At 66.7% G+C, this 24,395-nt stretch carries 23 protein-coding genes and 2 tRNA genes; 9 read left to right on the forward strand and 16 right to left on the reverse strand.

The genetic code is table 11. The features are described from left to right. Window positions 1-3: 3 nt before the first annotated feature. The 4 genes from map to G0D83_RS14880 form a co-directional block, all read right to left on the reverse strand. Window positions 4-753, reverse strand: coding sequence for a type I methionyl aminopeptidase (map, locus tag G0D83_RS14865; protein WP_108966031.1), 750 nt, complete (start codon window positions 751-753; stop codon window positions 4-6). Between the two features lie 126 nt (window positions 754-879). After that, entirely contained in the window at window positions 880-1,335 is a 456-nt protein-coding gene (gene ccmE / locus G0D83_RS14870; RefSeq protein WP_164195389.1) for a cytochrome c maturation protein CcmE, read from the reverse strand. Between the two features lie 199 nt (window positions 1,336-1,534). Then, a complete protein-coding gene (gene murI, locus G0D83_RS14875) occupies window positions 1,535-2,347 on the reverse strand; it encodes a glutamate racemase (RefSeq protein ID WP_164195392.1) in 813 nt (270 codons plus the stop codon). 223 nt (window positions 2,348-2,570) lie between these two features. Further along, complete coding sequence (locus tag G0D83_RS14880) at window positions 2,571-5,990, reverse strand: indolepyruvate ferredoxin oxidoreductase family protein (RefSeq protein WP_164195394.1); 3,420 nt, start codon at window positions 5,988-5,990, stop codon at window positions 2,571-2,573. Window positions 5,991-6,155: 165 nt separating this feature from the next. Here G0D83_RS14880 and G0D83_RS14885 point away from each other — a divergent pair, with 165 nt between their 5' ends. The 4 genes from G0D83_RS14885 to G0D83_RS14900 all read left to right on the forward strand — a co-directional run bounded on the left by G0D83_RS14885 (window position 6,156) and on the right by G0D83_RS14900 (window position 11,240). Beyond that, on the forward strand, window positions 6,156-7,061 hold the full coding sequence (locus G0D83_RS14885; RefSeq protein ID WP_095883359.1) for a LysR family transcriptional regulator: 906 nt from the start codon (window positions 6,156-6,158) through the stop codon (window positions 7,059-7,061). A gap of 352 nt (window positions 7,062-7,413) precedes the next feature. After that, entirely contained in the window at window positions 7,414-9,573 is a 2,160-nt protein-coding gene (gene purL / locus G0D83_RS14890) for a phosphoribosylformylglycinamidine synthase subunit PurL (protein ID WP_108966038.1), read from the forward strand. 300 nt (window positions 9,574-9,873) lie between these two features. Beyond that, window positions 9,874-10,734, forward strand: a complete 861-nt coding sequence (locus G0D83_RS14895; RefSeq protein WP_164195397.1) for a LysR family transcriptional regulator — start codon at window positions 9,874-9,876, stop codon at window positions 10,732-10,734. A 119-nt stretch (window positions 10,735-10,853) separates the two neighbouring features. Continuing rightward, the gene (locus tag G0D83_RS14900; protein WP_164195399.1) at window positions 10,854-11,240 is read left to right on the forward strand and encodes a hypothetical protein; all 387 of its coding nucleotides are present in this window, start codon (window positions 10,854-10,856) and stop codon (window positions 11,238-11,240) included. 75 nt (window positions 11,241-11,315) lie between these two features. Here G0D83_RS14900 and G0D83_RS14905 read toward each other — a convergent pair whose 3' ends face one another. The 3 genes from G0D83_RS14905 to G0D83_RS14915 form a co-directional block, all read right to left on the reverse strand. Next, window positions 11,316-12,788 (reverse strand): carboxypeptidase M32, encoded by a 1,473-nt coding sequence (locus G0D83_RS14905; RefSeq protein ID WP_164195401.1) that lies wholly within the window; start codon window positions 12,786-12,788, stop codon window positions 11,316-11,318. A gap of 1 nt (window position 12,789) precedes the next feature. Further along, the gene (ctaA, locus tag G0D83_RS14910; protein WP_164195402.1) at window positions 12,790-13,932 is read right to left on the reverse strand and encodes a heme A synthase; all 1,143 of its coding nucleotides are present in this window, start codon (window positions 13,930-13,932) and stop codon (window positions 12,790-12,792) included. A gap of 82 nt (window positions 13,933-14,014) precedes the next feature. Continuing rightward, window positions 14,015-14,758: an RNA methyltransferase gene (locus G0D83_RS14915; protein ID WP_164195403.1), complete on the reverse strand. Its 744-nt coding sequence runs from the start codon at window positions 14,756-14,758 to the stop codon at window positions 14,015-14,017. Window positions 14,759-14,912: 154 nt separating this feature from the next. Between G0D83_RS14915 and G0D83_RS14920 the strand changes: the two genes are divergently transcribed. The 3 genes from G0D83_RS14920 to G0D83_RS14930 all read left to right on the forward strand — a co-directional run bounded on the left by G0D83_RS14920 (window position 14,913) and on the right by G0D83_RS14930 (window position 16,535). After that, window positions 14,913-15,428, forward strand: a complete 516-nt coding sequence (locus G0D83_RS14920) for a GNAT family N-acetyltransferase (protein WP_164195404.1) — start codon at window positions 14,913-14,915, stop codon at window positions 15,426-15,428. A gap of 88 nt (window positions 15,429-15,516) precedes the next feature. After that, window positions 15,517-15,846 carry a TfoX/Sxy family protein gene (locus tag G0D83_RS14925; RefSeq protein WP_164195405.1) on the forward strand — a complete coding sequence of 110 codons (330 nt, stop codon included), beginning with the start codon at window positions 15,517-15,519 and terminating at the stop codon, window positions 15,844-15,846. A 68-nt stretch (window positions 15,847-15,914) separates the two neighbouring features. After that, on the forward strand, window positions 15,915-16,535 hold the full coding sequence (locus G0D83_RS14930) for a thiamine phosphate synthase (RefSeq protein ID WP_164195406.1): 621 nt from the start codon (window positions 15,915-15,917) through the stop codon (window positions 16,533-16,535). Window positions 16,536-16,561: 26 nt separating this feature from the next. On the opposite strand, the gene G0D83_RS14935 is transcribed toward G0D83_RS14930, so the two are convergent. From G0D83_RS14935 to G0D83_RS14945, 3 genes are all read right to left on the reverse strand, one after another. Continuing rightward, window positions 16,562-17,410, reverse strand: a complete 849-nt coding sequence (locus tag G0D83_RS14935) for a 1-acyl-sn-glycerol-3-phosphate acyltransferase (protein ID WP_164195408.1) — start codon at window positions 17,408-17,410, stop codon at window positions 16,562-16,564. Beyond that, complete coding sequence (locus tag G0D83_RS14940) at window positions 17,407-18,165, reverse strand: GNAT family N-acetyltransferase (protein ID WP_164195410.1); 759 nt, start codon at window positions 18,163-18,165, stop codon at window positions 17,407-17,409. The genes G0D83_RS14935 and G0D83_RS14940 overlap by 4 nt, the downstream gene beginning before the upstream one ends. Window positions 18,166-18,322: 157 nt before the next feature. After that, window positions 18,323-18,505 (reverse strand): DUF3553 domain-containing protein, encoded by a 183-nt coding sequence (locus G0D83_RS14945; protein WP_108966059.1) that lies wholly within the window; start codon window positions 18,503-18,505, stop codon window positions 18,323-18,325. Between the two features lie 26 nt (window positions 18,506-18,531). On the opposite strand from G0D83_RS14945, the gene G0D83_RS14950 reads away from it, so the two are divergent. Next, a complete protein-coding gene (locus G0D83_RS14950; protein WP_164195412.1) occupies window positions 18,532-19,137 on the forward strand; it encodes a histidine phosphotransferase family protein in 606 nt (201 codons plus the stop codon). 2 nt (window positions 19,138-19,139) lie between these two features. Here the strand turns inward: G0D83_RS14950 and G0D83_RS14955 are convergent, their stop codons facing one another. The 6 genes from G0D83_RS14955 to G0D83_RS14980 form a co-directional block, all read right to left on the reverse strand. Continuing rightward, entirely contained in the window at window positions 19,140-20,405 is a 1,266-nt protein-coding gene (locus G0D83_RS14955) for a glutamate-5-semialdehyde dehydrogenase (protein WP_164195414.1), read from the reverse strand. Window positions 20,406-20,603: 198 nt separating this feature from the next. Then, on the reverse strand, window positions 20,604-21,710 hold the full coding sequence (proB, locus tag G0D83_RS14960) for a glutamate 5-kinase (RefSeq protein ID WP_164195416.1): 1,107 nt from the start codon (window positions 21,708-21,710) through the stop codon (window positions 20,604-20,606). Next, complete coding sequence (gene obgE / locus G0D83_RS14965; protein ID WP_108966067.1) at window positions 21,698-22,729, reverse strand: GTPase ObgE; 1,032 nt, start codon at window positions 22,727-22,729, stop codon at window positions 21,698-21,700. Before obgE ends, proB begins: the two co-directional genes overlap by 13 nt. A gap of 272 nt (window positions 22,730-23,001) precedes the next feature. Next, window positions 23,002-23,078 (reverse strand) — tRNA-Asp (locus G0D83_RS14970). A 33-nt stretch (window positions 23,079-23,111) separates the two neighbouring features. Next, a tRNA-Asp gene (locus G0D83_RS14975) sits at window positions 23,112-23,188 on the reverse strand. A gap of 215 nt (window positions 23,189-23,403) precedes the next feature. Beyond that, entirely contained in the window at window positions 23,404-23,640 is a 237-nt protein-coding gene (locus G0D83_RS14980) for a hypothetical protein (RefSeq protein WP_164195419.1), read from the reverse strand. 391 nt (window positions 23,641-24,031) lie between these two features. Here G0D83_RS14980 and G0D83_RS14985 point away from each other — a divergent pair, with 391 nt between their 5' ends. Beyond that, a complete protein-coding gene (locus tag G0D83_RS14985; RefSeq protein WP_108966070.1) occupies window positions 24,032-24,388 on the forward strand; it encodes an SUF system Fe-S cluster assembly protein in 357 nt (118 codons plus the stop codon). Window positions 24,389-24,395 lie beyond the last annotated feature (7 nt).

Genomic DNA, 24,395 nt, shown 5'->3' on the forward strand with positions numbered 1-24,395 from the left:
GGGTCATCCCGGCTGGGTGACCACCAGCGCGCCGGTTTCGGTCGCGACCACCGTGTGCTCGTATTGCACGACCGGCGCGCAGGGCTCGCTGTAGAGCGTCCAACCGTCCTCGCCCTCGCTGGCCCACTGCCCTCCCATCGACAAAAACGGCTCGACGGTGAGCACAAGCCCCTTGGTGATCCGCCGCCGCTCGCCGCGCACGGGCCAGGTGGGGATCTCTTCGGGGTATTCATGCAGGGAATGGCCGACACCGTGGCTGGCGAGATTGCGGATCAGCGTGTAGCCCTTGCTGCCGGCAAACCGCCCGATGGCCGCGCCGATCCCCGCCAGAGGCCGATCCGCGCCAACCTGTGCGATGCCGATCTGCATGGCTTTCTTGCCATCGCGGCACAGCCGATCGAGTGGCGCTTTCACCGGCGCCACACGAAAGGTCGCGCCGGTGTCGGCAAAGATCCCGGCCTTCGAGGCCGAGACGTCGATGTTCACCAGATCGCCGCGCTGGATCACCCGCGGACCGGGGATGCCGTGGGCGATTTCCTCGTTGATGCTGATGCAGGTGGCGCCGGGGAAGTTGTAGCTCGTCTCGGGCGCCGATTGCGCACCTTCGGCTTCGAGCATCGCGCGGCCGATCTCGTCGAGCTCCAGCGTCGTCATGCCCGGCTCGATCGCCTTCGCCATGCCCTGCAGGGCGTTCGCGACGATCCGGCCGATGTCCTTCAGCCCGGCAAGGTCGTCCATGTCGTTGATCGTCATCTGCAAATCCCACGTTGCGAGGGCGCAGACTAGCCGCAAGCGGCGGCAATGTCTTCCGTCACGAGCGGGCAGCCCGCTTGCACCAGCTGCAATCCGCAGGCGATACGCCTAGGCGCAAAGGCAGTGTCAGCTCCCGGCGTTGGGATCCTCGTAGACGCCCTGTTCCTTCAGCGCGTCGATCACCTCTTTGGGCATGTAGGTTTCGTCGTGCTTGGCGAGGATCTCGCTCGCCCGGAACACGCCATCGACATAGCGCCCGGTGCCGACCATGCCCTGGTTCTCGTCGAAGAGGTCCGGCAGCACGCCCTCGAAGACCACAGGCACCGAGGCGCCGCCATCGGTCACCGAGAAGCTGATCTCATGCCCCTGACCGCGCACGAGCGAGCCTTCCTCGACCAGCCCGCCAATGCGGAAGGTCTCGTTCGGCGAGGGCGGTGCCTCGACCACCTGGCTCGGCGAGCGGAAGAAGTTGATCCCGTCGCGCATCGCATAGCCGATCAGCGCGGTCGAGACGACCAGCGCCACCGCGGCCAGCGCCACGATCTGGATGCGCCGCTGCTTCTTCAGCGATTTGAGACCCATTGTCTTCCCCCCACATGCATGCGGTGCTCTCGGCACCTTAAGGCGCCGAGAGCACCGCTCCAAATCAAATTGCGTCACCGCGCCGCGGCCCGCCCGTTCTTCAAAACAAAACTATCCCCGAGGTGTGGGGCCCGCGCGCCCGCTTTGTCCTGCCCGCCAGGATGACACCCCGCCCTGTCGTGCCCGCCGGGGGCGGCCCTTATGCAGCCTCGAAGCTCAACGGCCGCTTGAGGAACTGCGTCGCATGCACCGAGACCTTGCGCGGATCGCCGGTGGTCAGGAAACGGCTCTCGGTCCCGCTGCCGTACATGTCTGGATGGCGCTGGAGGTAGTCGGCAAGCGACTCTGCCACGAGGTTCGCCTGCGAATAGACCGCGACTTCCTCTCCCAGAGCCTCCTGGAAGACCTCGAGCATCAGCGGATAATGGGTACAGCCAAGGATCGCCGCCTGCGGCTCGGGCATCTTGCGTTTCAGCGCCTCGACGTGGCTGCGCACCAGCGCCTCGGCGAGGATCATGTCACCCTCTTCGATGGCATCGACGAGCCCGCCGCAGGCCTGCGCCTCGACGTCGACGCCGATGGCGCGGAAGGCCAGCTCGCGCTGGAAGGCACGCGAGCGCACCGTGGCCGGCGTGGCAAAGAGCGCGACGTGCTGCACCGCGACCTCGCGCGGCGGCGAGTTGTCGCCCCATTGCCGCTCGGTCAGCGCCTCGATCAGCGGCACGAAGACCCCCAGGACGCGCTTGCCCTTGGGCAGGCCGCCCTCCTGCATCCGGCGCAGCGCCGCCGCCGAGGCGGTGTTGCAGGCGAGGATCACCAGATCGCAGCCCGCGTCCCAGAGGCGGTGCACCGCATCGACGGTCAGTTTATAGATGTCATCCGCGTCGCGCACGCCGTAGGGCGCGTGCCGGTTGTCGCCGTAGTAGACCAGCGGCACCTCGGGCAGCCGCTTTGCGACCGCGTCGAGAACCGTGAGCCCGCCAAGCCCGGAATCAAACACACCAACCGCCATTCTCTGCCCTCCTTGCCGGGACGCACACCCGGCCTGCCTCACGTGACGCCGCGCCGACTCACGTGGCGCAAGCCCCGAAGACCGGTCTTACGGCGCTTTGGGATGGAGATCCATTGCGCCCTGTGGCGACGCCCGCGCCCCCGGGAGGGCGCGGGACGCGGGGGCGCTGCCCCCGGACCCCGGGGGTATCTTGCCCTGAAAGAAAGGCGCGAGACCTCTGCGCCTATTCGGCGGCCCTGGCCATGGGGCTGCCGCCGGCGTGGATGGCGGCAAGCAGCTCTTCGCGACGCTTGGCGGCAGCGCGTTCGGCCTTTTCCTTCACCGGGCCGTAGCCGCGGATCTGCAGCGGCAGTTCGGCGAGCGCGACCGTGGCGTCGAGCGTCTCGGGCCTCACCTTGGGCAGCACCTCGGCCATGTCGCGCTCGTATTGCGCGATGAGGGCGCGCTCCATTTTCCGCTCCGCCGTGCGGCCAAAGGGGTCGAGCGCAGTGCCGCGCACCCACTTCAGCTTCGCCAGCAAGCCGAAGGCCTTCAGCATGCCCTCGCCATAGGTCTTCTTCTGCGGACGGCCGTCGGAGCCTTCCTTGGAGAGCATCGGCGGGGCAAGGTGGAAGCTCATCTCGAAGCCGGGCTCGAAGGTCTGTTCGGCCCTCTTGCGGGTCTCGAGATGCATGCGGGCCACCTCGTACTCGTCCTTGTAGGCGAGCAGCTTGTGGTAGCCCTTGGCCACCGCCTCGCGCAGGCGCTTGTCGGGAATACCGTCGAGCAGGGCGCGGTACTTCTTCGCCAGCCGCCTGTTCTGGTAGACCGCAAGATGCGCTTCACGGAAGGCGATCTTCTCGTCCAGCGACTTCGGCTTCTCCACCACCTTGGGCGTGATCAACGCCGCGGCCTCGGCAGGGTGGACCACCGCCCAGCGGCCGATCTCGAAGGCGCGCAGGTTGCGCTCCACCGCCGCGCCGTTGAGGCGGATCGCCTCCTCGATGGCATCATGCGGCAGCGGCAGGAGCCCCTGCTGCCAGGCGGCGCCGAGGATCATCATGTTCGAGAAGATCGAGTCGCCCATGGCGATCCGTGCCAGCTCGGTCGCGTCGAAGATCGCCAGCCGGTCCTGCATTCGCGCCTCGAGCGCCACGCGGAGCTGGTCGAATGGAAGCTGGAACTCGGTGTCGCGGGTGAACTCGCCGGTGATGATCTCGTGTCCGTTGACCACCGCCCCGGTGCGGCCGCGTTTCGTCAGCCCCAGCGTCTTGGCCCCGGCGCTGACCACGAGGTCGCCGCCGATCAGCGCGTCGGCCTCGCCGGTCGCCACGCGCACCGCCGAGATGTCCTCGGGGCGCTTTGCAAGCCGCAGGTGGATGTGCACCGCGCCGCCCTTCTGGGCAAGGCCCGCCATCTCCATCATCCCCGCGCCCATGCCGGCGATCTGCGCCGCCTGCGCCAGCACTGCGCCCACGGTCACCACGCCGGTGCCGCCGACGCCGGTGATCACCACGTTGTGGGTCTTGTCGATCTGCGGCAGTTGCGGCTGCGGCAGATGCGGCAGGTCGATCTCGGCGGTCTCGCCCTTGCGCATCTTCGCGCCCTTGAGGGTGACGAAGGAGGGACAAAAGCCCTTGAGGCAGGAATAGTCCTTGTTGCAGCTCGACTGGTCGATGGCCCGCTTGCGACCCAGCTCCGTTTCGGCGGGAACGATCGAGACGCAGTTCGACTGCACGCCGCAATCGCCGCAGCCCTCGCAGACGTCGGTGTTGATGAAGACCCGCTTGTCAGGGTCGGGGAAGGTGCCCTTCTTGCGGCGGCGGCGCTTCTCGGCAGCGCAGGTCTGGATATAGAGGATGACCGAAACGCCGCCGATCTTCTCGAAGCGCTTCTGCACGGCGTCCATCTCGGCGCGCTCGAATGTCTCGACGCCGCCGGGGAAGAGGTCGAAGTTCACCTCCTCCTTCTCGTCGTAGACCACCGCGAGATGCTCGACGCCCATGGCTTTAAGCTCGCGGGCGATGCGATCTGCCGTCAGCCCGCCCTCGTTGGGCTGGCCGCCAGTCATCGCCACGGCGTCATTGTAGAGGATCTTGTAGGTGATGTTGGTGCCCGCGGCGAGCGCGGCACGGATCGCCAGCGAACCGGAGTGGTTGTAGGTGCCGTCGCCGAGGTTCTGGAAGACATGGCTGCACTTGGAGAAGGGCGCCTCGCCGACCCAGTTCACCCCTTCGCCGCCCATGTGGGTGAAGCCGGTGGTCTCGCGGTCCATCCATTGCACCATGTAGTGGCAGCCGATCCCGGCATAGGCGCGCGCGCCCTCGGGCAGCTTGGTCGAGGTGTTGTGCGGGCAGCCCGAGCAGAAATACGGCAGCCGTGCCGCGAGGTCAGGGGCGTTGTCGGCCTTGCGCGCCTCGTCGAGCGCCGAAAGCCCGGCCTTGATGCCCTCGGTGCCGCGGCCCTCCTCGACGAAGATCTCGCCGAGCTTCTGCGCGATCCACACCGGATCGAGCGCGCCGCGGGTGGGGAAGAGCTCTTCGCGGTGCATGCCGCCTGCCCCGCCCTTGTACCAGCCATAGACCCGGCGGCCGCGACGGTCGTCGAAGATCGCTTCCTTGACCTGCACCTCGATCAGCTTGCGCTTTTCCTCGACGATGACGATCAGCTCGAGCCCCTCGGCCCAGTCGTGGAAGCCCTTCATGTCGAGCGGGAAGGTCTGGCCCACCTTGTAGGTGGTGAGGCCAAGACGCTCGGCCTCGGCCTCGTCGATGTTGAGCAGCGACATGGCGTGCTGCAGGTCGAGCCAGTTCTTGCCCGCGGCGACGAGGCCAATCTTGGCGCCGGGCTTGCCCCAGACGCGCTTGTCCATGCCGTTCGCGCGCGAGAACGCTTCGGCCGCGAAGCGCTTGTAGTCGATCATCCGCGCTTCCTGCGCGTGCGGCGTGTCGCCGAGGCGGATGTTCAGCCCGCCTTCGGGCAGCTGGAACTCGGGTGTCACCAGCGACATGCGGTCCGGGCGACCGTCAACCACGGCGGTGGCCTCGACCGTGTCCTTCATCGTCTTCAGGCCGACCCATAGGCCCGAGAACCGCGACAGCGCGAAGCCGTAGATGCCGAAGTCCAGCACTTCCTGAACGCCGGCGGGCGAGACCACGGGCATGTAGGCATCGACCAGCGCCCATTCGGACTGGTGCAGCACTGTCGAACTCTCGCCGGTGTGGTCGTCGCCCATGGCCATGAGGACGCCGCCATGTTTCGACGTGCCCGCCATATTGGCGTGGCGCATGACGTCGCCCGAGCGATCGACGCCGGGGCCCTTGCCATACCAAAGACCGAAGACACCGTCGTACTTGCCCTCGCCACGCAGCTCGGCCTGTTGCGAGCCCCAGAGCGCCGTGGCCGCGAGATCCTCGTTCAGCCCTTCCTGGAAGAGCACATCATTCTCGGACAGCAGCTTTCCGGCGCGCTTCATCTGGATGTCGACGGCCCCCAGCGGCGAGCCGCGATAGCCCGTCACATAGCCCGCCGTATGCAGACCGGCGGCGCGATCGCGCTCTTTTTGCATCAGCATCAGGCGAACCAACGCCTGCGTGCCATTCAAAAGTACCGGACTCTTGCTTAAGTCGAACCTGTCCTGCAGGGAAATTGCTTGCTTGCTCATGCGCGCCTCCCATCGCTCATAGTGCTTGCAGCTCCGCACCATGATAGGTCACACATGCTGACCCGGATAGGGAAATTTTCGTGAATTTCCCACACTCGGCGAAGATGTGTTCCCGTTAACCGTTCCTGTCGTATACAGGGCGCCAAAGTTGAATAAGATGCCGCCATGGATTGGGATAAGCTCAGGATCTTTCACGCTGTCGCTGATGCGGGCAGCTTGACACATGCGGGAGATGCGCTGCATCTGTCGCAATCCGCCGTGTCGCGCCAAATCCGGGCGCTCGAAGAGGCACTGGATACCACCCTTTTCCACCGTCATGCCCGGGGACTGATTCTCACCGAGCAGGGCGAGTTGCTGTTCGACGCGACCGCCGCCATGGTGAAACGCATCGACAGCGCCACCGCGCGCATCCGCGACAGCGAGGAAGAGGTCTTCGGCGAACTCAAGGTCACCACGACCCACGGCTTCGGCGTGCTCTGGCTGGCCCCGCGCCTGACCAAACTCTACGAGAAGTTTCCCGACCTGAAGATCGACCTGATGCTCGAGGAGCGCGTGCTCGACCTGCCGATGCGCGAGGCTGACGTGGCGATCCGCATGAAGGAGCCCAGCCAGGCGGACCTGATCCGCAAGCGGCTCATGTCGATCCGCATGCGCATGTATGCCTCGCCTGCATACCTCGAGGCGAACGGCCTTCCCGAGTCGCTCGAGGATCTCTCGTCGCACCGGCTTATCTGCCAAAATCCCAACTCGGCGCAGGTGCTTTCCGGCAAGGCGCTGGTGCAAAAGCTGCTCACCTATGACATCCGGACGGGTCTCACGGTGAACAACTACTTCGGCGTGCTGCAGGCGGTGATCGCCAACCTCGGCATCGGCGTGCTGCCCGACTACATCATCGAGGATTTCCCGCACGTGGTGCGGGTGCTGCCCGACGTTGAGAGCAACGAGGTGCCCGTGTTCCTCGCCTACCCGGAAGAATTGCGTCATTCCAAGCGGGTAACCGCCTTCCGCGACTTTGTGCAGGACGAAATCTTCGCGCATCGGCGACAGCTCAAGGCGATGGGCGCCGACTGACGGCGCCCAATAAACAGGCGCCATGCAAACAGCGCATGGCAGCAATGTCCGATTGAGACCGTTTCTTCCCTTGATCGACTCAAGACTGATCACATATTCAGCACACGAAGCTTGAAGCGCCCTAGTGCGCGTCATCTTCAACCTCCCTGTTGGACTTCGGCCGAGCTTTGTGCTCGGCCTTTTTTTTGCGGCTGGCCCCGCAGCCCCGCCGCGAGGCGCGCCCCGACCCTCTGCCCTGCCGGCGCAACGGCGGGAAAGATTGCAACGCGCCGGGGCGCTCGGGCCCTGACCCCTCTTCCCCCTTTGCCGCCCTTGCCTTAAAGAGCCCCCAACCACGCTAAGGGGAGCAAGGATGCAGGAACCGTCCATCACCGAAGAGCTCATCGCCGCCCACGGGATCAAACCCGACGAATACGAGCGGATCCTGCAGATCATCGGCCGCGAGCCGACGTTCACCGAGCTGGGGATCTTCTCGGCCATGTGGAACGAGCACTGCTCCTACAAGAGCTCGAAGATCCACCTGCGCAAGCTGCCGACCAAGGGCCCGCAGGTCATCTGCGGCCCGGGCGAGAACGCCGGCGTCGTCGACATCGGCGACGGCCAGGCGGTCATCTTCAAGATGGAAAGCCACAACCACCCCTCCTACATCGAGCCCTACCAGGGCGCGGCGACGGGCGTTGGCGGCATCCTGCGCGACGTCTTCACCATGGGCGCGCGGCCGATCGCGGCGATGAACGCACTCAGCTTCGGCGAAAAGGACCACCCCAAGACCCGCCAGCTGGTGCATGGCGTGGTCGAGGGCGTCGGCGGCTACGGCAACTGCTTCGGCGTGCCGACGGTGGGCGGCGAAGTGCGCTTCCACCCGGCCTACAATGGCAACTGCCTGGTCAACGCCTTCGCGGCAGGCCTCGCGGACACCGACAGCATCTTCTACTCCGCCGCCTCGGGCGTCGGCCGCCCGGTCGTGTACCTTGGTGCCAAGACCGGCCGTGACGGTGTCGGTGGCGCGACCATGGCCTCGGCCGAGTTCGACGAGACCATCGAGGAAAAGCGCCCCACCGTGCAGGTCGGCGATCCCTTCACCGAAAAGCGCCTGATGGAAGCCACGCTCGAGCTGATGCAGACCGGCGCGGTGATCTCGATCCAGGACATGGGCGCGGCGGGCCTGACCTGCTCGGCCGTGGAAATGGGCGACAAGGGCAACCTCGGCGTGCGCCTCGACCTCGAGAAGGTGCCGGTGCGCGAAAAGAACATGACCGCCTACGAGATGATGCTCTCGGAGAGCCAGGAGCGCATGCTCATGGTGCTCGACCCCGCCAAGGAGGCCGAGGCCAAGGCCGTCTTCGACAAGTGGGACCTCGACTTCGCCATCGTCGGCGAGACCATTGCCGAGGACCGCTTCCTCATCGTGCTGAACGGCGAGGTGAAGGCCGACCTGCCGCTCAAGGCGCTCTCGGGCACCGCGCCCGAGTACGACCGCCCCTGGGTCCCCACCCCCGCCGCAGAGCCGCTCGCCGACGTGCCCGGCATCGATCCGATCGACGGGCTGAAGGCGCTGATCTCCTCGCCGAACTACTGCTCGCGCGAATGGGTCTACGAGCAGTACGACAGCCAGGTCATGGCCGACACCGTGCGCATCCCTGGCTTCGGCGCCGGCGTGATCCGCGTGCATGGCACCGACAAGAAGCTGGCCTTCACCTCGGATGTGACGCCGCGCTACGTGCGCGCCAACCCGGTCGAGGGCGGCAAGCAGGCGGTGGCGGAAGCCTATCGCAACCTCGTCTCCGTGGGCGCCCGCCCGCTGGCGACCACCGACAACATGAACTTCGGCAACCCCGAGAAGCCCGAGATCATGGGCCAGTTCGTCGGCGCCATCGACGGCATCGGCGCGGCCTGTCTTGCGCTCGACACGCCCATCGTCTCGGGCAACGTCTCGCTCTACAACGAGACCGACGGCGAGCCGATCCTGCCGACGCCGACCATTGGCGCGGTGGGGCTGATCGCCGCCGGCGAAGAGCCGATCCTCGGCTATGCGCGCGACGGCCATGTGGCGCTGCTGGTCGGCGATACCGCCGGCCACCTCGGCCAGTCCGCCCTGCTTGCAGAGGTGTTCAATCGCGAGGAGGGCGACGCGCCCGCAGTCGATCTCGAGGCCGAGCGCCGCAACGGCGAGTTCATCCTCGCCAACCGCGACTGGATCCGCAGCTGCTGCGACCTGTCGGACGGTGGCCTCGCCATGGCTGCCTTCGAGATGGCCGAAGCCTCGGGCGTCGGCGTGCAGATCGACGCGGCGGATACCCCGACCCTCTTCGGTGAGGACCAGGGCCGCTACCTCATCGCCTGCAGCTTCGACGCCGCCGAAGCGCTGATGAGCGCGGCCTCGGCAGCCGGCGTCACGCTGGCGACCGTTGGCAAGTTCACCGGCGACACGGTCCGCTTCGGAAGCAGCGAAGCCCCGCTCTCGGAACTGGCTGCCGCCTACCGTGGCAGCTTCGGCGGCTACTTCGGCTGATTCGCACCGGCGCGTATCGCGCGCGCCGGGCTCCGCCGCAGCACCAAGAACGGCGGTTCTCCGCCCATGAAAACGCCGCGTCCCGTCCCGGACGCGGCGTTTTTCCTTCCCCAGCGTCAATCTGATACAAATTGTCACCAATTTGGGATCACCCCCTGCTTGCTTGCCCAGAGCAACGTCCTAAATTAATCGGTAACTCATCCGTTAAGAGCGCGCGCCGAACCTTACACAACCGACGAGGGAAAAGCGCGCGGCCGACCGCCGATCTAGGCGACCCAAAAGCCCGAGCAGAAAAAGACCATGAACAATTGGGACGACCTTCGGTTCCTCGTAGCACTTTCCAAGACCGGCACGATGACCGCAGCGGCGAAGCTGCTGGGCACCAATACCGCGACCGTATCGCGCCGGATCGAACGCCTTTCCGAAACGCTCGGTGTGCCCGCCTTCGTCAAGACGGCCGATGGGTGGCGCCCCTCCGAGGCGGTGCGCGAGTTGATCAACGTCGCGCAGAACTTTGACGGGCAGCTCAAGTCGACGCTCAACAACCAGGGCGCGGGGCTCGACATCGACTCCGTCTCCCTGAGCCTCGGCGCCTCGCCGATCATCGCCTCGCTGGTTCTGTTTCCCGGGCTCGGCCCGCAGGCCGACCTATTGGCCAATGTGCAACTGACGGTCACCGAGCGTCGCGAGCGCGAGGGCCTGGGCGAGAATGACCTCGTGGTGCAGTTCGGACGACCCGACCAGGGCCGCATCGTTGCCCGCAAGGCGGGCGAGATGAGCTTCCGCCCCTATCGGTTCCGCGACAGCGATGCAGAGGGCGGCTGGGTCGGGCTGAACACCAGCACGAGCCGCTCGCGCATCTTGCGCCAGGCCTATGATGTCTTCGGCAAGGAGCCGAAGATCACTGTCGACAACTTCATCGCCCTGCACCGGCTCATGCAGATCACGCGGATGGCAGGCCCCTTGCCCGATCTTTTGGCATGCCAGACACCGGATCTCGTGCCCGCTGCACCTGACGCGGCGCCAGAAACGCTGGAATGTTGGCTCTTCTATCATGAAAGCCGCAGGACGGACTCTGGCATGCGCCGGGCCGTGGACTGGATTATTCAATGTTTCGAGGCGTCTGACGCCCTAGCCGTGACAGCTGTGGCGCGTAACTAACAATGTTTACGCAAAGGCAAACTTGAAAAGTTCCCGCTTGATTTGTGCTGGTCAAGTGTAACAATGGCGACATGTAACCGGCCGGGCCATTCGATTCCGGATTAACGAGCAGGACGATTGTGAACTTTTTTCCGACTTTTCAATGCGCGCTGCGAATTCTTCTCGCCCTGTTGCTGGGCTATACGGTCGCGCTGGAAATCTTTACCAATGATCCGGTGTTCACAGGCACCCTCGATGTACGCATCCCCGAGCCGTTGGTCGCGCTGACCTGTGCAATCCTAGCGTCGATCAGCATTTGGCTGATCCTCGGCGTCGCGACCCGCACCGTCGCCCTCATCGGCTTTGCCATCTACCTCTGGCACGAGCTTTTGCTGCCCGACTTCGCGGTCCTGGATCTCGAGACAACCCAGCGGCTGGTCGTCGTTGCGCTGCTGGCGCTGCCGCTGGTCATCTTCGGCGGAGGCCGCTTCAGCGTGATATCTCCGCACATCCCAGAAACAGTTTAAGTCCGGTCCACCACTCACGCACCCGGATACCAGAAGCGGCCCCTCGGGGCCGCTTCATTGGTTTTGGCCGGTGCCTCAGAGATCGTATAGAGCCCCGAATTTGGCCTCGAGATACTCGAGCAGCGGCGCCTCCGAGGGGGCCGTGCCGCAGGCGCGCTCGATGACGTCGCGCGGGTGATAAAGCCCGCCGTGACGCTGCACGCTCTCACGCAGCCAGCCGGTGGCGGCGGAAAGATCGCCCTCGGCCATCTGCGCGTCAAGGTCGGGCACCGCCTGCCGCAGCGCCTTGTGCAGGCAGCCGGCATAGACATTGCCAAGGCTGTAGGTCGGGAAGTAGCCGAAGAGCCCAGCCGACCAGTGCACGTCCTGCAGAACCCCGTCCGAGGGCTTATCGACGGCAAAGCCGAAGTCCGCGGCGAAGCGCTCGTTCCAGGCGGCCTCGAGATCGTCCACGGAGAGATCGCCCGAGATCAGCGCCTGCTCGAGATCGAAGCGCAGCAGCACATGAAGGTTGTACTGCACCTCGTCGGATTCGGTGCGGATGTAGTTGTTCTGCACCGCGTTGACGCTGGCGTAGAACGCCTCGGCGCTCAGCCCCAGATCGCCGAACTGCGCCTGCATCTGACCGTGGAGCCAGCTGGTGAAGGCCCGCGAGCGGCCCAGCTGGTTCTCGTAGATGCGGCTCTGGCTCTCGTGCACGCCCATCGACACGCCCTCGCCCAGCGGGGTGAAGCGATACCCCGGCGCGATGGCCTGCTCGTAGGCGGCGTGGCCGGTCTCGTGGATGGTCGAGTAGATGCAGTTGAACGGGTCGAGCGGGTTGGTCCGCGTGGTGATCCGCACGTCATCGCCGCTGCCCGAGCTGAAGGGGTGCACCGCCTTGTCGACCCGGCCCCGCGCCATGTCGTAACCGAAGACCTCGGCCAACTTGCGCGCCAGAGCCATTTGCCCGGCGTCATCGAAGGTGCCCGAGAGCGCCTTGGGCGCGGGTTTCTCGAGGATCGCCTGCCGCAGCGCCACCAGACGCGGCCGCAACGCGCCGAACATCTCGGAGAGCTGCTGCGCCGTGGCGCCGGGCTCGTAGTCATCGAGCAACGCGTCGTAGACGTCTCCACCGTCCGCCAGCGCCGCGCCCTCCTCGCGCTTCAGCGCGACGACATCCTTCAGGATCGGCGCAAAGGCCGCGAAGTTGTCGTCGGCCCGCGCCTCGGCCCAGGTGCGGTGCGCCCGGCTGGTGATCCGGGCGAGATCCGCCGCCAGCTTGCCCGAAACGCGACCGGCGCGGGTGAAGCTGCGCTGGATGTGCCGCAGCTGCGCCTGCCCGACCTCGTCCAGCGCCGCGGCATCAATGGCCGCCAGCCATTCGCCGACGCGCGGATCGGTGCGCCGGGCGTGCAGCACGCTTTCCAGCGCCGCCATCTCCTCGGCGCGCTGGTCGGCAGCACCATGCGGCATGGTGGTTTCCTGGTCCCAGCCAAGGCGGCCCGCCACCTGCGCCAGCGCGCCGGTGTCGCGCTGGAACGTCATCAACTCGTCAAATGCACTCATCTCAGCGGGCCTCGCGGATCGATTGGGTTTTGGGGAACTGCGCCCCGAAGCGGGCCCGCAGGATCAGCACCCAGAGCACGACGGCCCCGAGCTGGTGGGTGATGGCAATGTGCCAGGGCGCGACGTAAAGCACCGTGGCGATGCCCAGCACGACCTGCACGCAGAGCATGGCCAGCACCGCGTTGTAGCGGAATCGGGTGTCCGCATTGGCGGACTTGCGGCCGCGCAGCCAGACCACCACGCCGAAGACGAAGAGCAGGTATCCGACGATCCGGTGCATGAACTGCACGAGGCCCGGGTCCTCGAAGAAGTTGCGCCAGACCGGCACCAAGTCGAACGGCTGCGGCGGGAAGAAGCCGCCCGCCATCAGCGGCCAGTCGGTGAAGGAGCGGCCCGCGTCGATCCCCGCCACCAGCGCGCCCAGCAGGATCTGCACGAAGGCGAGATGCAGCAGCCCCGTGGTCATGGAAAAGAGCTTCGGCTCGCGCAGGCGCCGGGCCTGCATCAGCTCGCGTTCCTGCCGTCCAAGCAGGAAGATGTCCCAGGCAATGAACGCCAGGATGATGAAGGCAAGCCCAAGGTGGATGGCCAGCCGGTAGGAGGCCACGGCGATCATCTCGCCAACGAGGCCGGAGGAGACCATCCACCAGCCCACGGCCCCCTGCAGCCCGCCAAGCCCGCCAAGAAGCAAGAGCCGCCCGGTCCAACCGGTTGGGATCTGCCGCGCCACGAGGAAGACGAGGAATCCAAGCGCCCAGACGAGGCCGATCACCCGGCCCAACTGCCGGTGCCCCCATTCCCACCAGTAGATGCCCTTGAACTCCGACAGGGTCATGCCCTTGTTGAGCAGCTCGTATTGCGGGATCTGCTGGTAGAGGGTGAATTCTTCCTGCCACTCGGCCTCGCTAAGCGGCGGGACGGCGCCATGCAGCGGTTTCCATTCGGTGATCGACAGGCCGCTGTCGGTCAGCCGGGTCAGCCCGCCGACGCAGATCATCGCCACCACCAGCGCGAATAGAAGCATCAGCCAGACCCGGATCGCCCCCCGCGCGCCGGTGCGCCCCCTGTCGATCATGCCGCCCGTGGGGGCGGCCTTCGGGGTCTCCGCCCCAACCTCCTCAAAGAGCTTGCGGTTTCCGGCCATGATCTTCTCCTACATCCGTCGCGGCGACGATAGGGGCGCACCCCGCCCCCTTCAAGCCGCCATCAGCCAAGCAAGGCGCGGCTCAGCCGCGCTCTTTCCAGCGCACCATCTGGCGCATCACCCCATGCAGGGTCTTCACGTCCTCGCGGGTCAGCGGCATGCGGCTCCAGAGGTTGCGCAGGGTGAGCTTCATGCTCTCCGCCTTGTGCTCGGGGAAGAAGAACCCCGCCTCGGTCAGCCGCTCCTCGTAATGCTCGGCCAGCTTCTCGACCTCGATGCCGCTGGCCCATTCGGCGCCCGCCATCTCGACCCGCAACGCCTCGATCTCCGACGAGGCCCGCTGCCATTCGTAGGCGCAGAGCAGCACGCATTGCGCGAGGTTGAGCGAGGGGAACTCGGGGTTCACCGGCACGTTGATCAGCGCATTGGCCAGCGCCACGTCGGAGTTTTCCAGCCCGGCGCGCTCGGGGCCGAACATCACCGCGACCTTGCCCCCCTGGGCGATGCGCTGGCTGGCTTCCTTCATCGCCTGCTCGGGCGAATAGACGGGCTTGGTGAGCCCGCGCATCCGCGCCGTGGTGGCAAAGACCAGATCGCAATCCTCGACCGCCTGCGCGGTGGTCTCGACCAGCTGCGCCTCGTCGAGCAGCCGCCCGGCGCCCGAGGCCATGGCGGTGGCCGAGGGGTTCGGCCAGCCGTCGCGCGGGCTGACCAGACGCATCCGGTCCAACCCGAAATTCCACATGGCCCGCGATGCGGCCCCGATATTCTCACCCATCTGCGGCCGCACCAGCACGAATGCGGGCTGCCTCGTCTCGCTCGGCATGACAAACTCCGTAAATCCGGCTCCCGCATAGTCCCGCGCGGGCGGAAGAGCAAGAAAGCGACACCTCGGGGCCCGGATTTCTCGAGCCCATTCCCATCCTTGCCGCTCCCGTCTCCGGCTGCCAAAAGGGGCGCAGCCTGACAGCGGAGCCCGCATGACCCTCAGAGACGCCAGACCCGACGACGCCTCCGCCCTCGCCGCCCTGTCGATCGAGGTCTGGCTCGGCACCTACATCCGCCGCGGCGTGACCGCCGAATTCGCGGACTACGCGCTCGAGACCTTCACGAAGGCGCAGTTCGAGCGCGCGCTGGCCGATCCTTCGCAGCGTTTCATCGTCTCCCAGAACGAAGAGGGCATCGATGGCTTCCTGCGTCTTTCCCAGGGCGCCCCCGGGCCGCTCCCGGGCTGCTCGGACACCGAGATCGCCACGCTCTACGTCCAGCCCCGTCACAAGGGCCACGGCATCGGGCGCGACCTTCTGCAGGCCGGCCTCGGCGCGGCCCTCGCGCTGGACGCTCCCTCCGTCTGGCTGGCCACCAATTCAGAGAACACCCCCGGCATCGCCTTCTACAAGGCGCAGGGTTTCGAGCGGATCGGCCGGACCTATTTCCGCCTGGGAGAAGAGGCCTACCCCAACGAGGTCTTCCGCTTCACCTTCCCCCGGCACTGAGCGCTGCGCTTTCTTCCGGGCAGAAATATCCCCGCGAGGGGGTCTCCAAAGGATATGCTTCACGCATTCCCCGCAAGGAGCGCAGCGCATGAGCTTTGACGAAGGCCTCGCCGAAACCGTCCGCGACGACATCGGCCCTCTGCCCGGTCTGACCGAGAAGCGCATGTTTGGCGCGCTGTGCTTCCTGCTCGACGGCAACATGATCTGCGGCGTGCGGGCCGAGGGCGGGCTTTACCGCGTCGGCAAAGAGGCGCAGGCGATGGCCACCGCGCTCGACGACGTCGGCCCCGCCATCATGGGCGGGCGCCGCATGGGCGGCTATGTCGAGGCCGCGCCCGAGGCCATGGCGGACGATGCCACCCGCACCCGCCTGACCGCGCTGGCGATCGAGTTTGTCCGCAGCCTGCCGCCGAAATGACGCTGCCCCCTTCCTTGTATCCTAAAGCCGCGATATAGGAGCGCAATTCGCAAGTCAGGAGCCGCGCCATGGCCGAAGCAGACCAGCCTCAGCTCTATCTCGTCACCCCGCCGGAGTTCGACCTTTCGGTCTTTCCGGACAAGCTTTCCTCGGTGCTCGATGCCGCCGAGATCGCCTGCATGCGTCTGTCGCTCGCCACGCGCGACGAGGACCGGCTTCTGCGTGCCGCCGACGCGGTGCGCGAGGTGGCACATCGCTACGACATCGCGCTGGTGATCGACACCCACGTGGTGCTGGCTCAGCGCCTCGGGCTCGACGGCGTTCACCTCACCGACGGGTCGCGCTCGGTCCGAGCCGCGCGCAAGGACCTTGGCCCGGACGCCATCGTCGGCGCCTTCTGTGCCAGCTTCCGGCATGACGGCATGGTCGCTGGAGAGGCCGGAGCGGATTACGTCTCTTTCGGGCCGCTCAGCGGCGAGGCGCTCGGCGACGGGACTCTGGCAGACTTCGAGATCTTCGAGTGGTGGTCGCAGATGATCGAGGTGCCGGTGGTGGCCGAGGGCGGGCTGACCCCCGAGCTGGTGGCCAAGCTGGCACCGGTGACCGATTTCCTCAGCATCGGCGAGGAGATCTGGAGCGCCGAGGACCCAGCCGCCGCACTGAAGACCCTTATCGCCGCGATGCACTGACTTTACAGCGCGTTACGGGATATTTCTCACGCAATGTCTTCGGAAGGATGCGCGGATCGGAGCCGCGCTTCCGCCGCCCGCGCCAGAGCCTTGCGATGGGCGAAATCGGCGACCCTGAGCGGCTCGTGGTAGACCACCTCCACGTGCCCCTGGCAACGCGCTCCCAGCACCTGCAGCAGATGCGGCCCCAGCGCCATGTCCCCCCACCAACCGTAGAAGGCGGGATCAGCGCCCGGCGGGGCATGATAGACCACCGTGACCGGCTGGACCTGCAGATCGGACTTCACCTCTTCTGACAAAAACGCCTCGAAAAGCGTTGTTTTGAAAGGGAGAATTCGCCGGCCATCGGTCGAGGTCCCCTCCGGGAAGAAGAGCAACCTGTCGCCTGCCAGAAGCCGCGCCTCGATCAGCTTGGGCTGTGCCTTGGCCGCGCGCCGGTCGCGATTGATGAAGACCGTGCCGGTGAGCTTCGCCAGCATCCCGATTCCCGGCCAGTTTGCCACCTCGGCTTTTGACACGAAGAGCACGTTGCGCCTGGCGTTCAGTGCGAAGATGTCGAGCCAGGACGAGTGGTTGGCGACATAGGCTCCCGGGCCGGTCATGCGCGCGCCCCGCGCCTCGAGGCGCAGGCCGAGAATGACGAAGACCAGACGGCAGACCCCCTGCGTGACGACCGGCGACCAGACCCGCTGCCCGCCCCGGACCAGCCGCTCGACCAGCAGAACTGCCAGCTTCACCATGATCCCGCAGATCAGCAGCAGCACGACCAGAAGCCCGCGCAGTGTCGCCCGCGCGTAGTCGGCCCAGCCAAGCGCGATTTCCGGGGGTTCTGCCCCGCGCCAGGTCGGGTCCGCCGGCCCCGAAGGACCGCTCATCCGCGCCCCCGCCGGACCCGCGCCGCCGCCTGTGCGTTGAGCCTCTGCGTGTCCATCACCAGGCAGACATCCGTGGTGTTGAAGGCGTGGTCGACGAAAGCGCCCTCGCCCACCATGCCACCGAGCCGCAGGTAACCCTTGATCAGCGCCGGGGTCTCGACCATGGCGCGGCGGCGGTCGATCTCCGCCTCTGGCAGCAGGTCCATCGGCTGGAACACCCGGCTGCGCACGCGCAGCTCGTCGGGCGCAAGATGGCGCGCGTGCAACAGCGACAGCGGATGCGCAAGGCGCTGCACGTCGGTGCCGTGGAAAGAGGCGGTGCCGAAAAGGATCTCGATCCCGTGCTCGGCCACGTAGTCCGACACCGCCTGCCACATCAGCATGACGCCCGGCCCGCCGCGATAGTCGGGATGCAGGCAGGACCGGCCCAGCTCCAGCAGCCGACGCCCGCTGGCGCGCAGCAGCGAGAGGTCATACTCATCCTCGGAATAGAATTGCCCCGCCGCCTCGGCCTGGTCATCGCGCAACAGCCGGTAAACGCCGACCACCGCGCCGTCCTTGCGGGCATCGGTCAGCAGCAGGTGATCGAAGAACGGGTCAAACCGATCCCGCTCGAGCCGGTTCTCGTGATCCACCAGGGTCCCGCCCCCGCCCAGCTCGGCGACGAACACCTCGTAGCGCAGGCGCTGCGCCGCCGCGATCTCATCGTCCGTGCGCGCCAGCCGCACCGTCAGGTTCCTGTCGTCCAGCGCCATGGCCGTCCTCTGCTTGTTGGCGCGGTTCTAAAGCGGAAGAGCGCAAAGGAAAACAGATTTTCCGCGGCCCGCCCCGAGCTGTCCGACGCGACCGGCCAGCCACGGGCGGGGCTTCGGCGAGCTTGGTTAACTATTCGTAAACGACTGAGCCCTAAGCCTAGACGTCGAACACCGGCAGGAGGGTCACACGTTCGCCGTCGAGCACGACCTTGCCCTGCTCCCGAAAGTTGACAGTCACACGGCCGCCGATATTGGATTGCACCTGCCCCAGCCCCCAATCCGGTCTGTCGGGATGCTGTACCAGCATGCCCGGCTCCAGCAATGCGTTGAGATCGTTCATACCCATCCCCTTTCCACGAGGCCTTGATGCAACAGCATAACGCCAAACTCGCGACGCTGGTAGCCTCGCGCCTCTGCCACGACCTGATCAGCCCGGTCGGGGCCATCGCAAACGGGCTCGAGCTTCTGGCGCTCTCGGGCACGCCGCTCGACACGCCGGAGCTGGCGCTGGTGGACGACAGCTGCCGCGCCGCCCGCGCGAGGATCAGCCTGTTCCGCGTTGCCTTTGGCCATGCCGAAGGCGAGCAGATGATTGGCCCGCCGGAAGCCACGCGCCTGCTTCGCGACTATTGCAAAGGCGGGCGGCTCAGCTGCGACTGGCGCCGCCAGAGCGCCGCGCCGCGCCCCGAGGTTCAGCTCGCCTTGCTGGCGGTGCTCTGCTGCGAAAGCGCCTTGCCCCTGGGCGGGCAGATCGAGGTAGAAGAGTTGAACCAGGGCTGGCGGATCACCGGGACCGGCAAGCGGATCGCCCATGACGCGTCACTCTGGAATCTGCTCGCCCACCCCGGGAAGCTGCCCGCCCTTTCGAGCGCGCAGGTGCATTTCCCGGTCTTGGCCGCCCTCGCCGAGGAGCGCGGTCGCAGCATCGAAGTGACCGCCGGTGAGGCGGCGGTCACGATCGAGATCAGCTAAACTCAGCCGCGCACCGCGCCGTCCGAGCGCACGACGTATTTGAAACTGGTCAGCTGCTCGGCACCCACCGGGCCGCGGGCGTGCATCTTGCCGGTGGCGATGCCGATCTCGGCCCCCATGCCGAATTCGCCGCCGTCGGCGAACTGGGTCGAGGAGTTGACCATGACGATGGCGCTGTCGACGCGCTGGATGAATTTCTCGACCGCCGCCTCATCCTGCGACAGGATGCAGTCGGTGTGCTGCGAGCCGTAGCGACGAATGTGGGCGATGGCATCGTCCTCATCGGCGACCACCTTTGCGGCAATGATCTTGTCGAGATACTCGCGGCCCCAGTCGCCCTCGGTGGCCGGGCTCACCCCCTCGACCTGCTGGACGCCCGCGTCGCCGCGCACCTCGACCCCGGCGTCGAGCAGCGCGCGGATCACGCCCTGGCCGATGGTGTCCATCGCCTCGCGGTGGATCAGCAGGCATTCGGCGGCGCCGCAGATGCCGGTGCGCCGGGTCTTGGCGTTGAGCACCACCTTGAGCGCGGTCACCGGATCCGCGGCGCGGTCGATGTAGATGTGCACGATGCCCTCGAGATGGGCAAAGACCGGCACCCGCGCCTCGCGCTGCACGAGGCCGACAAGCCCCTTGCCACCGCGCGGCACGATGACGTCGACGTAGTCGGTCATGGTCAGCAGCTCTTGCACCGCGGCGCGCTCGCGCGTCGGCACCAGTTGGATCGCGTCCTCGGGCAGGCCCGCCTTGCGCAGACCGTCAACGAGGCAGGCGTGGATCGCCGAAGAGCTGTGGAAGCTCTCGGACCCCCCGCGCAGGATCACGGCATTGCCGGACTTGAGGCACAGTGCCCCGGCGTCGGCGGTGACGTTCGGCCGGGATTCGTAGATCACCCCGATGACACCAAGCGGCGTACGCACGCGCTTTATCTGCAGTCCGCTGGGGCGGTCCCACTCGGTGATCACCTCGCCCACGGGATCGCGCTGCGCGCCGATGGCACGCAGCCCGTCGACGACGCCCTGCAGGCGCTCCTCGGTGAGCAGCAGCCGGTCCATCATCGCCTCGCTGAGCCCCTTGTCGCGGCCGAACTGCATGTCGTTCTCATTGGCGGCGAGAATCTCGGCGCGGCGGGCCCAGACCGCATCCGCCGCGGCCTCCAGCGCCTCGGTCTTGCGCTCTGGCGGGGTAAAGGCGAGCTCCGCGGCGGCGGCCTTGGCGCGTTTGCCGAGGTCGATCATGGTCGCGTGGATGTCTGTCAGGTCTTTCATCGCTCTTTACCCTAGGTTTGGGGTTTGGAGCTTTCTTATAGCGCCGTGACCCCGGGGGATACAGAGCGGATTGCGCGCCGTTCGCGCGCCGCTCGGGACGAGCAGGGCCCGGTCAGCGCGTACTTGGAAAGAGGAAGGGTCCATGCCCTTCTTCTCTGCGCAACCACGCCTCATTTCCCGTGCCATCGGCGCGGCGGATCAGAGCGCCATGTCGTCGCGGTGGATCAGCACGGCGCGGCCCGGATAGCCCAGCACCTGTTCGATCTCCGAGCTGTGGTGTCCGATGATCGCCTGCGCCTCATCGGCGGTATAGCGGGTCAGCCCCTGCCCCAGGGCGCGCCCGTCGGCGTCGCGGATGGTCACCGGATCGCCGCGACCAAAGGCGCCCTCGGCCCGGGTCACCCCGACCGGCAGCAGCGAGCGGCCCTGCGCCAGAGCGGCGGCGGCGCCAGCGTCGACGGTCAGCACGCCGCAAGGCTTCATCGCTAGGATCCAGCCCTTGCGCGCTGCGTGCGGGTCCATCTGCGGCGTGAACCAAGTGGCGTTGGCGCCGTCTTCCAGCGCGCTCAGCGGATGCAGCACCGAGCCCTCGGTGATCGCCATGGCACAGCCGGCGCCGGTGGCGGTCTTGGCGGCCATGAGCTTGGTCTTCATCCCGCCCTTCGACAGGCCCGAGCCGGCGTCGCCGGCCATGGACTCGATCTCGGGGGTGATCTGGTGGATGACGTCGTAGCGCCGCGCCTTGGGATCCTGCGCCGGGTTGGCGGTGTAGAAGCCATCGACGTCCGACAGCAGGATCAACTGGTCGGCCCCCACGGTCACGGCGACCTGCGCCGCCAGCCGGTCGTTGTCGCCGTAGCGGATCTCGTCGGTGGCGACGGTGTCGTTCTCGTTGACGATGGGCACCGCGCCGAAGCCGATCAGCGTCTCCATCGTGGCACGGGAATTGAGATAGCGGCGGCGCGAGGCGGAATCCTCGAGCGTCACCAGAACCTGCGCCGTGGTGATCCCATGCGGGGCCAGCGCCTCTTCCCAGGCGCGGGCAAGGCGGATCTGACCCACCGCGGCGGCGGCCTGGCTCTGCTCGAGCGGCAGCGCCACCGGGGGCAGTTTCAAGATGCCGCGCCCGAGCGCGATCGAGCCCGATGAGACCAGCACGACGTCGGTGCCGCGCGCCTTCACCCGGGCCACATCGGCAGCCATGGAATTCAGCCAGTCCTGGCGCAGCGCGCCGGTCGCTTTGTCGACCAGAAGGGCCGAGCCGATCTTTACGACGAGGCGGCGCGCCTCGCTCAGGGTCGCCATGTGGTGTCTTCCTCGGGCGCCTCGCGCAGGCGGTTCTCGTCGATGAAGCCTCGCAGCGCGCGCAGCACCTCGGTCACGCCCTCGCCCGCCGCGCCGGACATGAGCATGACCTTGCCGCCCGTCGTGGCCTCGAGCTCTTCTTTCAGGAAGGCCCGCTCCTCGTCGTCCAGCGCGTCGATCTTGTTGAGCACGGTAACCCGGGGCTTGTCGGCGAGCCCTTCGCCATAGGCCTCGATCTCGGTGATGATCGTCTGCCAATCCTCGAGCAGCGTGCCCGAGGTGCCATCGACGAGGTGCAGCAGCACGGCGCAGCGCTCGACGTGGCCAAGGAAGAGATCGCCGAGGCCGCGGCCTTCATGCGCGCCCTCGATCAGCCCGGGGATGTCGGCGACGACAAATTCCTTGCCGTCCACGCCGACGACACCAAGGTTCGGGTGCAGCGTGGTGAAAGGATAATCGGCGATCTTTGGCCGCGCGTTCGACGTCGCCGCGAGGAAGGTCGACTTGCCGGCGTTGGGCAGGCCCAGCAGCCCGACATCGGCGATGAGCTTCAGCCGCAGCCAGATGGTGCGCTCGACCCCCGGCTGGCCGGGGTTGGCGCGCCGCGGCGCCTGGTTGGTCGAGGTCTTGAAGTGCAGGTTGCCCCAGCCGCCGTTGCCCCCCTTGGCCAGCATCACGCGTTGACCAAGCTCGGTGAGATCGGCGATCACCGTCTCCTCGTCCTCGTCGAGAATCTCGGTGCCGACGGGCACGCGCAGCACGATGTCATCGCCATCGGCGCCGGTGCGCTGGCGCCCCATGCCCGGCACGCCGTTGCCGGCGAAGAAATGCTGCTGGTAGCGGAAATCGATGAGCGTGTTGAGCCCGTCCACCGCCTCGGCCCAGACGTCGCCGCCCCGGCCGCCGTCGCCGCCATCGGGCCCGCCGTACTCGATGAACTTCTCGCGGCGGAAAGAGGTGCAGCCTTTGCCGCCCTGGCCGGATCGGATGTAGACCTTGCAAAGATCGAGGAATTTCATGGTCTGGCTTTCCGGCTGGGTGACGTCGCGGCGCGAATTCGACTGGGTTGCGGCGCGGTTTAGCGCGACTCGGCGCGCGGCTCAAGTTACTGGCGGAGCGTCATGGGGGCGCCGCCCCCGCCGCGCTGCGCGCGACTCCCCCGCGATAGTTCTGCCCAGAAGAAACGGAGGTCTGCTCCGCGCTTCCGGTCCGGGCAACCGAAATCGGAGGCCCCAAAAGCAGAAACGCCGCGCGGCCCGAAGGCTGCGAGGCGTCTGCGTTCCGAAGAAAGTGGCGCGGTTGACGGGGCTCGAACCCGCGACCCCCGGCGTGACAGGCCGGTACTCTAACCAACTGAGCTACAACCGCGCTTTTCTGCCGGTCATCAATCCAAGGTAGCGGTGGCGCGGTTGACGGGGCTCGAACCCGCGACCCCCGGCGTGACAGGCCGGTACTCTAACCAACTGAGCTACAACCGCTCGCTACCGTCTGGACTGTGTCCCGAACGTGGGGCGCTTTTAGGCGGGGGGCCGGACCCCGTCAAGCGCTTTCCTAGGGGCAGTTGCGGATTTTTCTGCCGAGCTCGAAAAAACCCGCTGGACCGGCTGCCCGCGCGGGCAGACTGGCGGGATGTTTTCCAGATTACGTCGCTATTCCAGATGCTTACGCTTGGTAACCCCGGGCACGGCAAAGCTCACTGCGCCGCGGCCTCGCGCGCCATCCGTTCCAGTTCCGCCGAAATGAGGATGATCCGCGACACCTGCCCGCGGCCGTCGTTGCGCGCCATCTCATAGGCGCAATGTTCCAGCAGCGCCGCCGAGAGGCGCAGCAGTTCCGAGACCGCGCGATTGCCCTGCATTTCATGCGCCATGGCAATGACGTCATCGAACGCGGCATTTTCGGCCGCGGATTCCCTTACCGAGTGAAGCATTCCCAGTCCCCTCCCCGTTCCCCCGTTTCCTTCCCAGACGCCCAGGCTTCGTCAGCACCCTGATGCGCCCACCCCCCCCGGACTCCCCCGTCCGGCGCGATGCAATCCCCAAGCGCGGCGCATGCAATCCCCTTGCGTCGCCCCGTTGTCCGAGGACCATGGTGCGTGTCCGGCGGCCCCTTGCGCCACGCGCCCCCGCGAAGGGGATGCAAAAGCTCTTGACGCCGAACAGCATCAGGATACCACAGTCGGCGCCCACAAAAAGCCATTTTTTATACGAACGGATATGTACGGGCGGGGCTGCTCCGCCTCGACAGCCCGGCGGGCACCCTTTACCCCGGCGCGCGCTTTTCCTATATCTTCGGTCAGGAACCCCGAGGAAGGACCCGCCATGACCGACGCACCGCTCGAAGGCGCCCCACTGATCGCGCCCTCCAGCACTGATCACCCGTTGTACGATTCGGTCGTCGAAGCGTGCCGCACCGTGTTCGACCCGGAAATTCCGGTGAACATCTACGACCTCGGCCTGATCTACACGATCGAGATCGCCGGCGAGGGCGACGTGAAGGTGATCATGACGCTGACCGCACCGGGTTGTCCGGTCGCGGGCGAGATGCCGGGCTGGGTGCAGGACGCCGTCGCCTCGGTCCCGGGGGTCAAGGACGTGGATGTCGACATGGTCTTCGATCCGCCCTGGGGCATGGACATGATGTCCGACGAGGCGCGGCTGGAGCTGGGCTTCATGTAAGCCTCCG

The sequence above is a fragment of the Salipiger sp. PrR003 genome, from assembly GCF_010500785.1.
GTDB lineage: Bacteria > Pseudomonadota > Alphaproteobacteria > Rhodobacterales > Rhodobacteraceae > Salipiger > Salipiger pacificus_A.

Excerpts from the sequence above, each read along its gene's own strand:
- G0D83_RS14940 (WP_164195410.1), bottom strand. The coding sequence starts at position 18,165 with ATGGCGCTGGACGACAGGAACCTGACGGTGCGGCTGGCGCGCACGGAC.
- G0D83_RS14980 (WP_164195419.1), bottom strand. The coding sequence starts at position 23,640 with ATGCTTCACTCGGTAAGGGAATCCGCGGCCGAAAATGCCGCGTTCGAT.
- G0D83_RS14930 (WP_164195406.1), top strand. The coding sequence starts at position 15,915 with ATGGCCGAAGCAGACCAGCCTCAGCTCTATCTCGTCACCCCGCCGGAG.
- G0D83_RS14895 (WP_164195397.1), top strand. The coding sequence starts at position 9,874 with ATGAACAATTGGGACGACCTTCGGTTCCTCGTAGCACTTTCCAAGACC.
- murI (WP_164195392.1), bottom strand. The coding sequence starts at position 2,347 with ATGGCGGTTGGTGTGTTTGATTCCGGGCTTGGCGGGCTCACGGTTCTC.
- G0D83_RS14925 (WP_164195405.1), top strand. The coding sequence starts at position 15,517 with ATGAGCTTTGACGAAGGCCTCGCCGAAACCGTCCGCGACGACATCGGC.
- obgE (WP_108966067.1), bottom strand. The coding sequence starts at position 22,729 with ATGAAATTCCTCGATCTTTGCAAGGTCTACATCCGATCCGGCCAGGGC.
- proB (WP_164195416.1), bottom strand. The coding sequence starts at position 21,710 with ATGGCGACCCTGAGCGAGGCGCGCCGCCTCGTCGTAAAGATCGGCTCG.
- map (WP_108966031.1), bottom strand. The coding sequence starts at position 753 with ATGACGATCAACGACATGGACGACCTTGCCGGGCTGAAGGACATCGGC.
- G0D83_RS14950 (WP_164195412.1), top strand. The coding sequence starts at position 18,532 with ATGCAACAGCATAACGCCAAACTCGCGACGCTGGTAGCCTCGCGCCTC.
- G0D83_RS14935 (WP_164195408.1), bottom strand. The coding sequence starts at position 17,410 with ATGAGCGGTCCTTCGGGGCCGGCGGACCCGACCTGGCGCGGGGCAGAA.
- G0D83_RS14915 (WP_164195403.1), bottom strand. The coding sequence starts at position 14,758 with ATGCCGAGCGAGACGAGGCAGCCCGCATTCGTGCTGGTGCGGCCGCAG.
- ccmE (WP_164195389.1), bottom strand. The coding sequence starts at position 1,335 with ATGGGTCTCAAATCGCTGAAGAAGCAGCGGCGCATCCAGATCGTGGCG.
- G0D83_RS14905 (WP_164195401.1), bottom strand. The coding sequence starts at position 12,788 with ATGAGTGCATTTGACGAGTTGATGACGTTCCAGCGCGACACCGGCGCG.
- ctaA (WP_164195402.1), bottom strand. The coding sequence starts at position 13,932 with ATGGCCGGAAACCGCAAGCTCTTTGAGGAGGTTGGGGCGGAGACCCCG.
- G0D83_RS14985 (WP_108966070.1), top strand. The coding sequence starts at position 24,032 with ATGACCGACGCACCGCTCGAAGGCGCCCCACTGATCGCGCCCTCCAGC.
- purL (WP_108966038.1), top strand. The coding sequence starts at position 7,414 with ATGCAGGAACCGTCCATCACCGAAGAGCTCATCGCCGCCCACGGGATC.
- G0D83_RS14945 (WP_108966059.1), bottom strand. The coding sequence starts at position 18,505 with ATGAACGATCTCAACGCATTGCTGGAGCCGGGCATGCTGGTACAGCAT.
- G0D83_RS14880 (WP_164195394.1), bottom strand. The coding sequence starts at position 5,990 with ATGAGCAAGCAAGCAATTTCCCTGCAGGACAGGTTCGACTTAAGCAAG.
- G0D83_RS14955 (WP_164195414.1), bottom strand. The coding sequence starts at position 20,405 with ATGAAAGACCTGACAGACATCCACGCGACCATGATCGACCTCGGCAAA.
- G0D83_RS14885 (WP_095883359.1), top strand. The coding sequence starts at position 6,156 with ATGGATTGGGATAAGCTCAGGATCTTTCACGCTGTCGCTGATGCGGGC.
- G0D83_RS14920 (WP_164195404.1), top strand. The coding sequence starts at position 14,913 with ATGACCCTCAGAGACGCCAGACCCGACGACGCCTCCGCCCTCGCCGCC.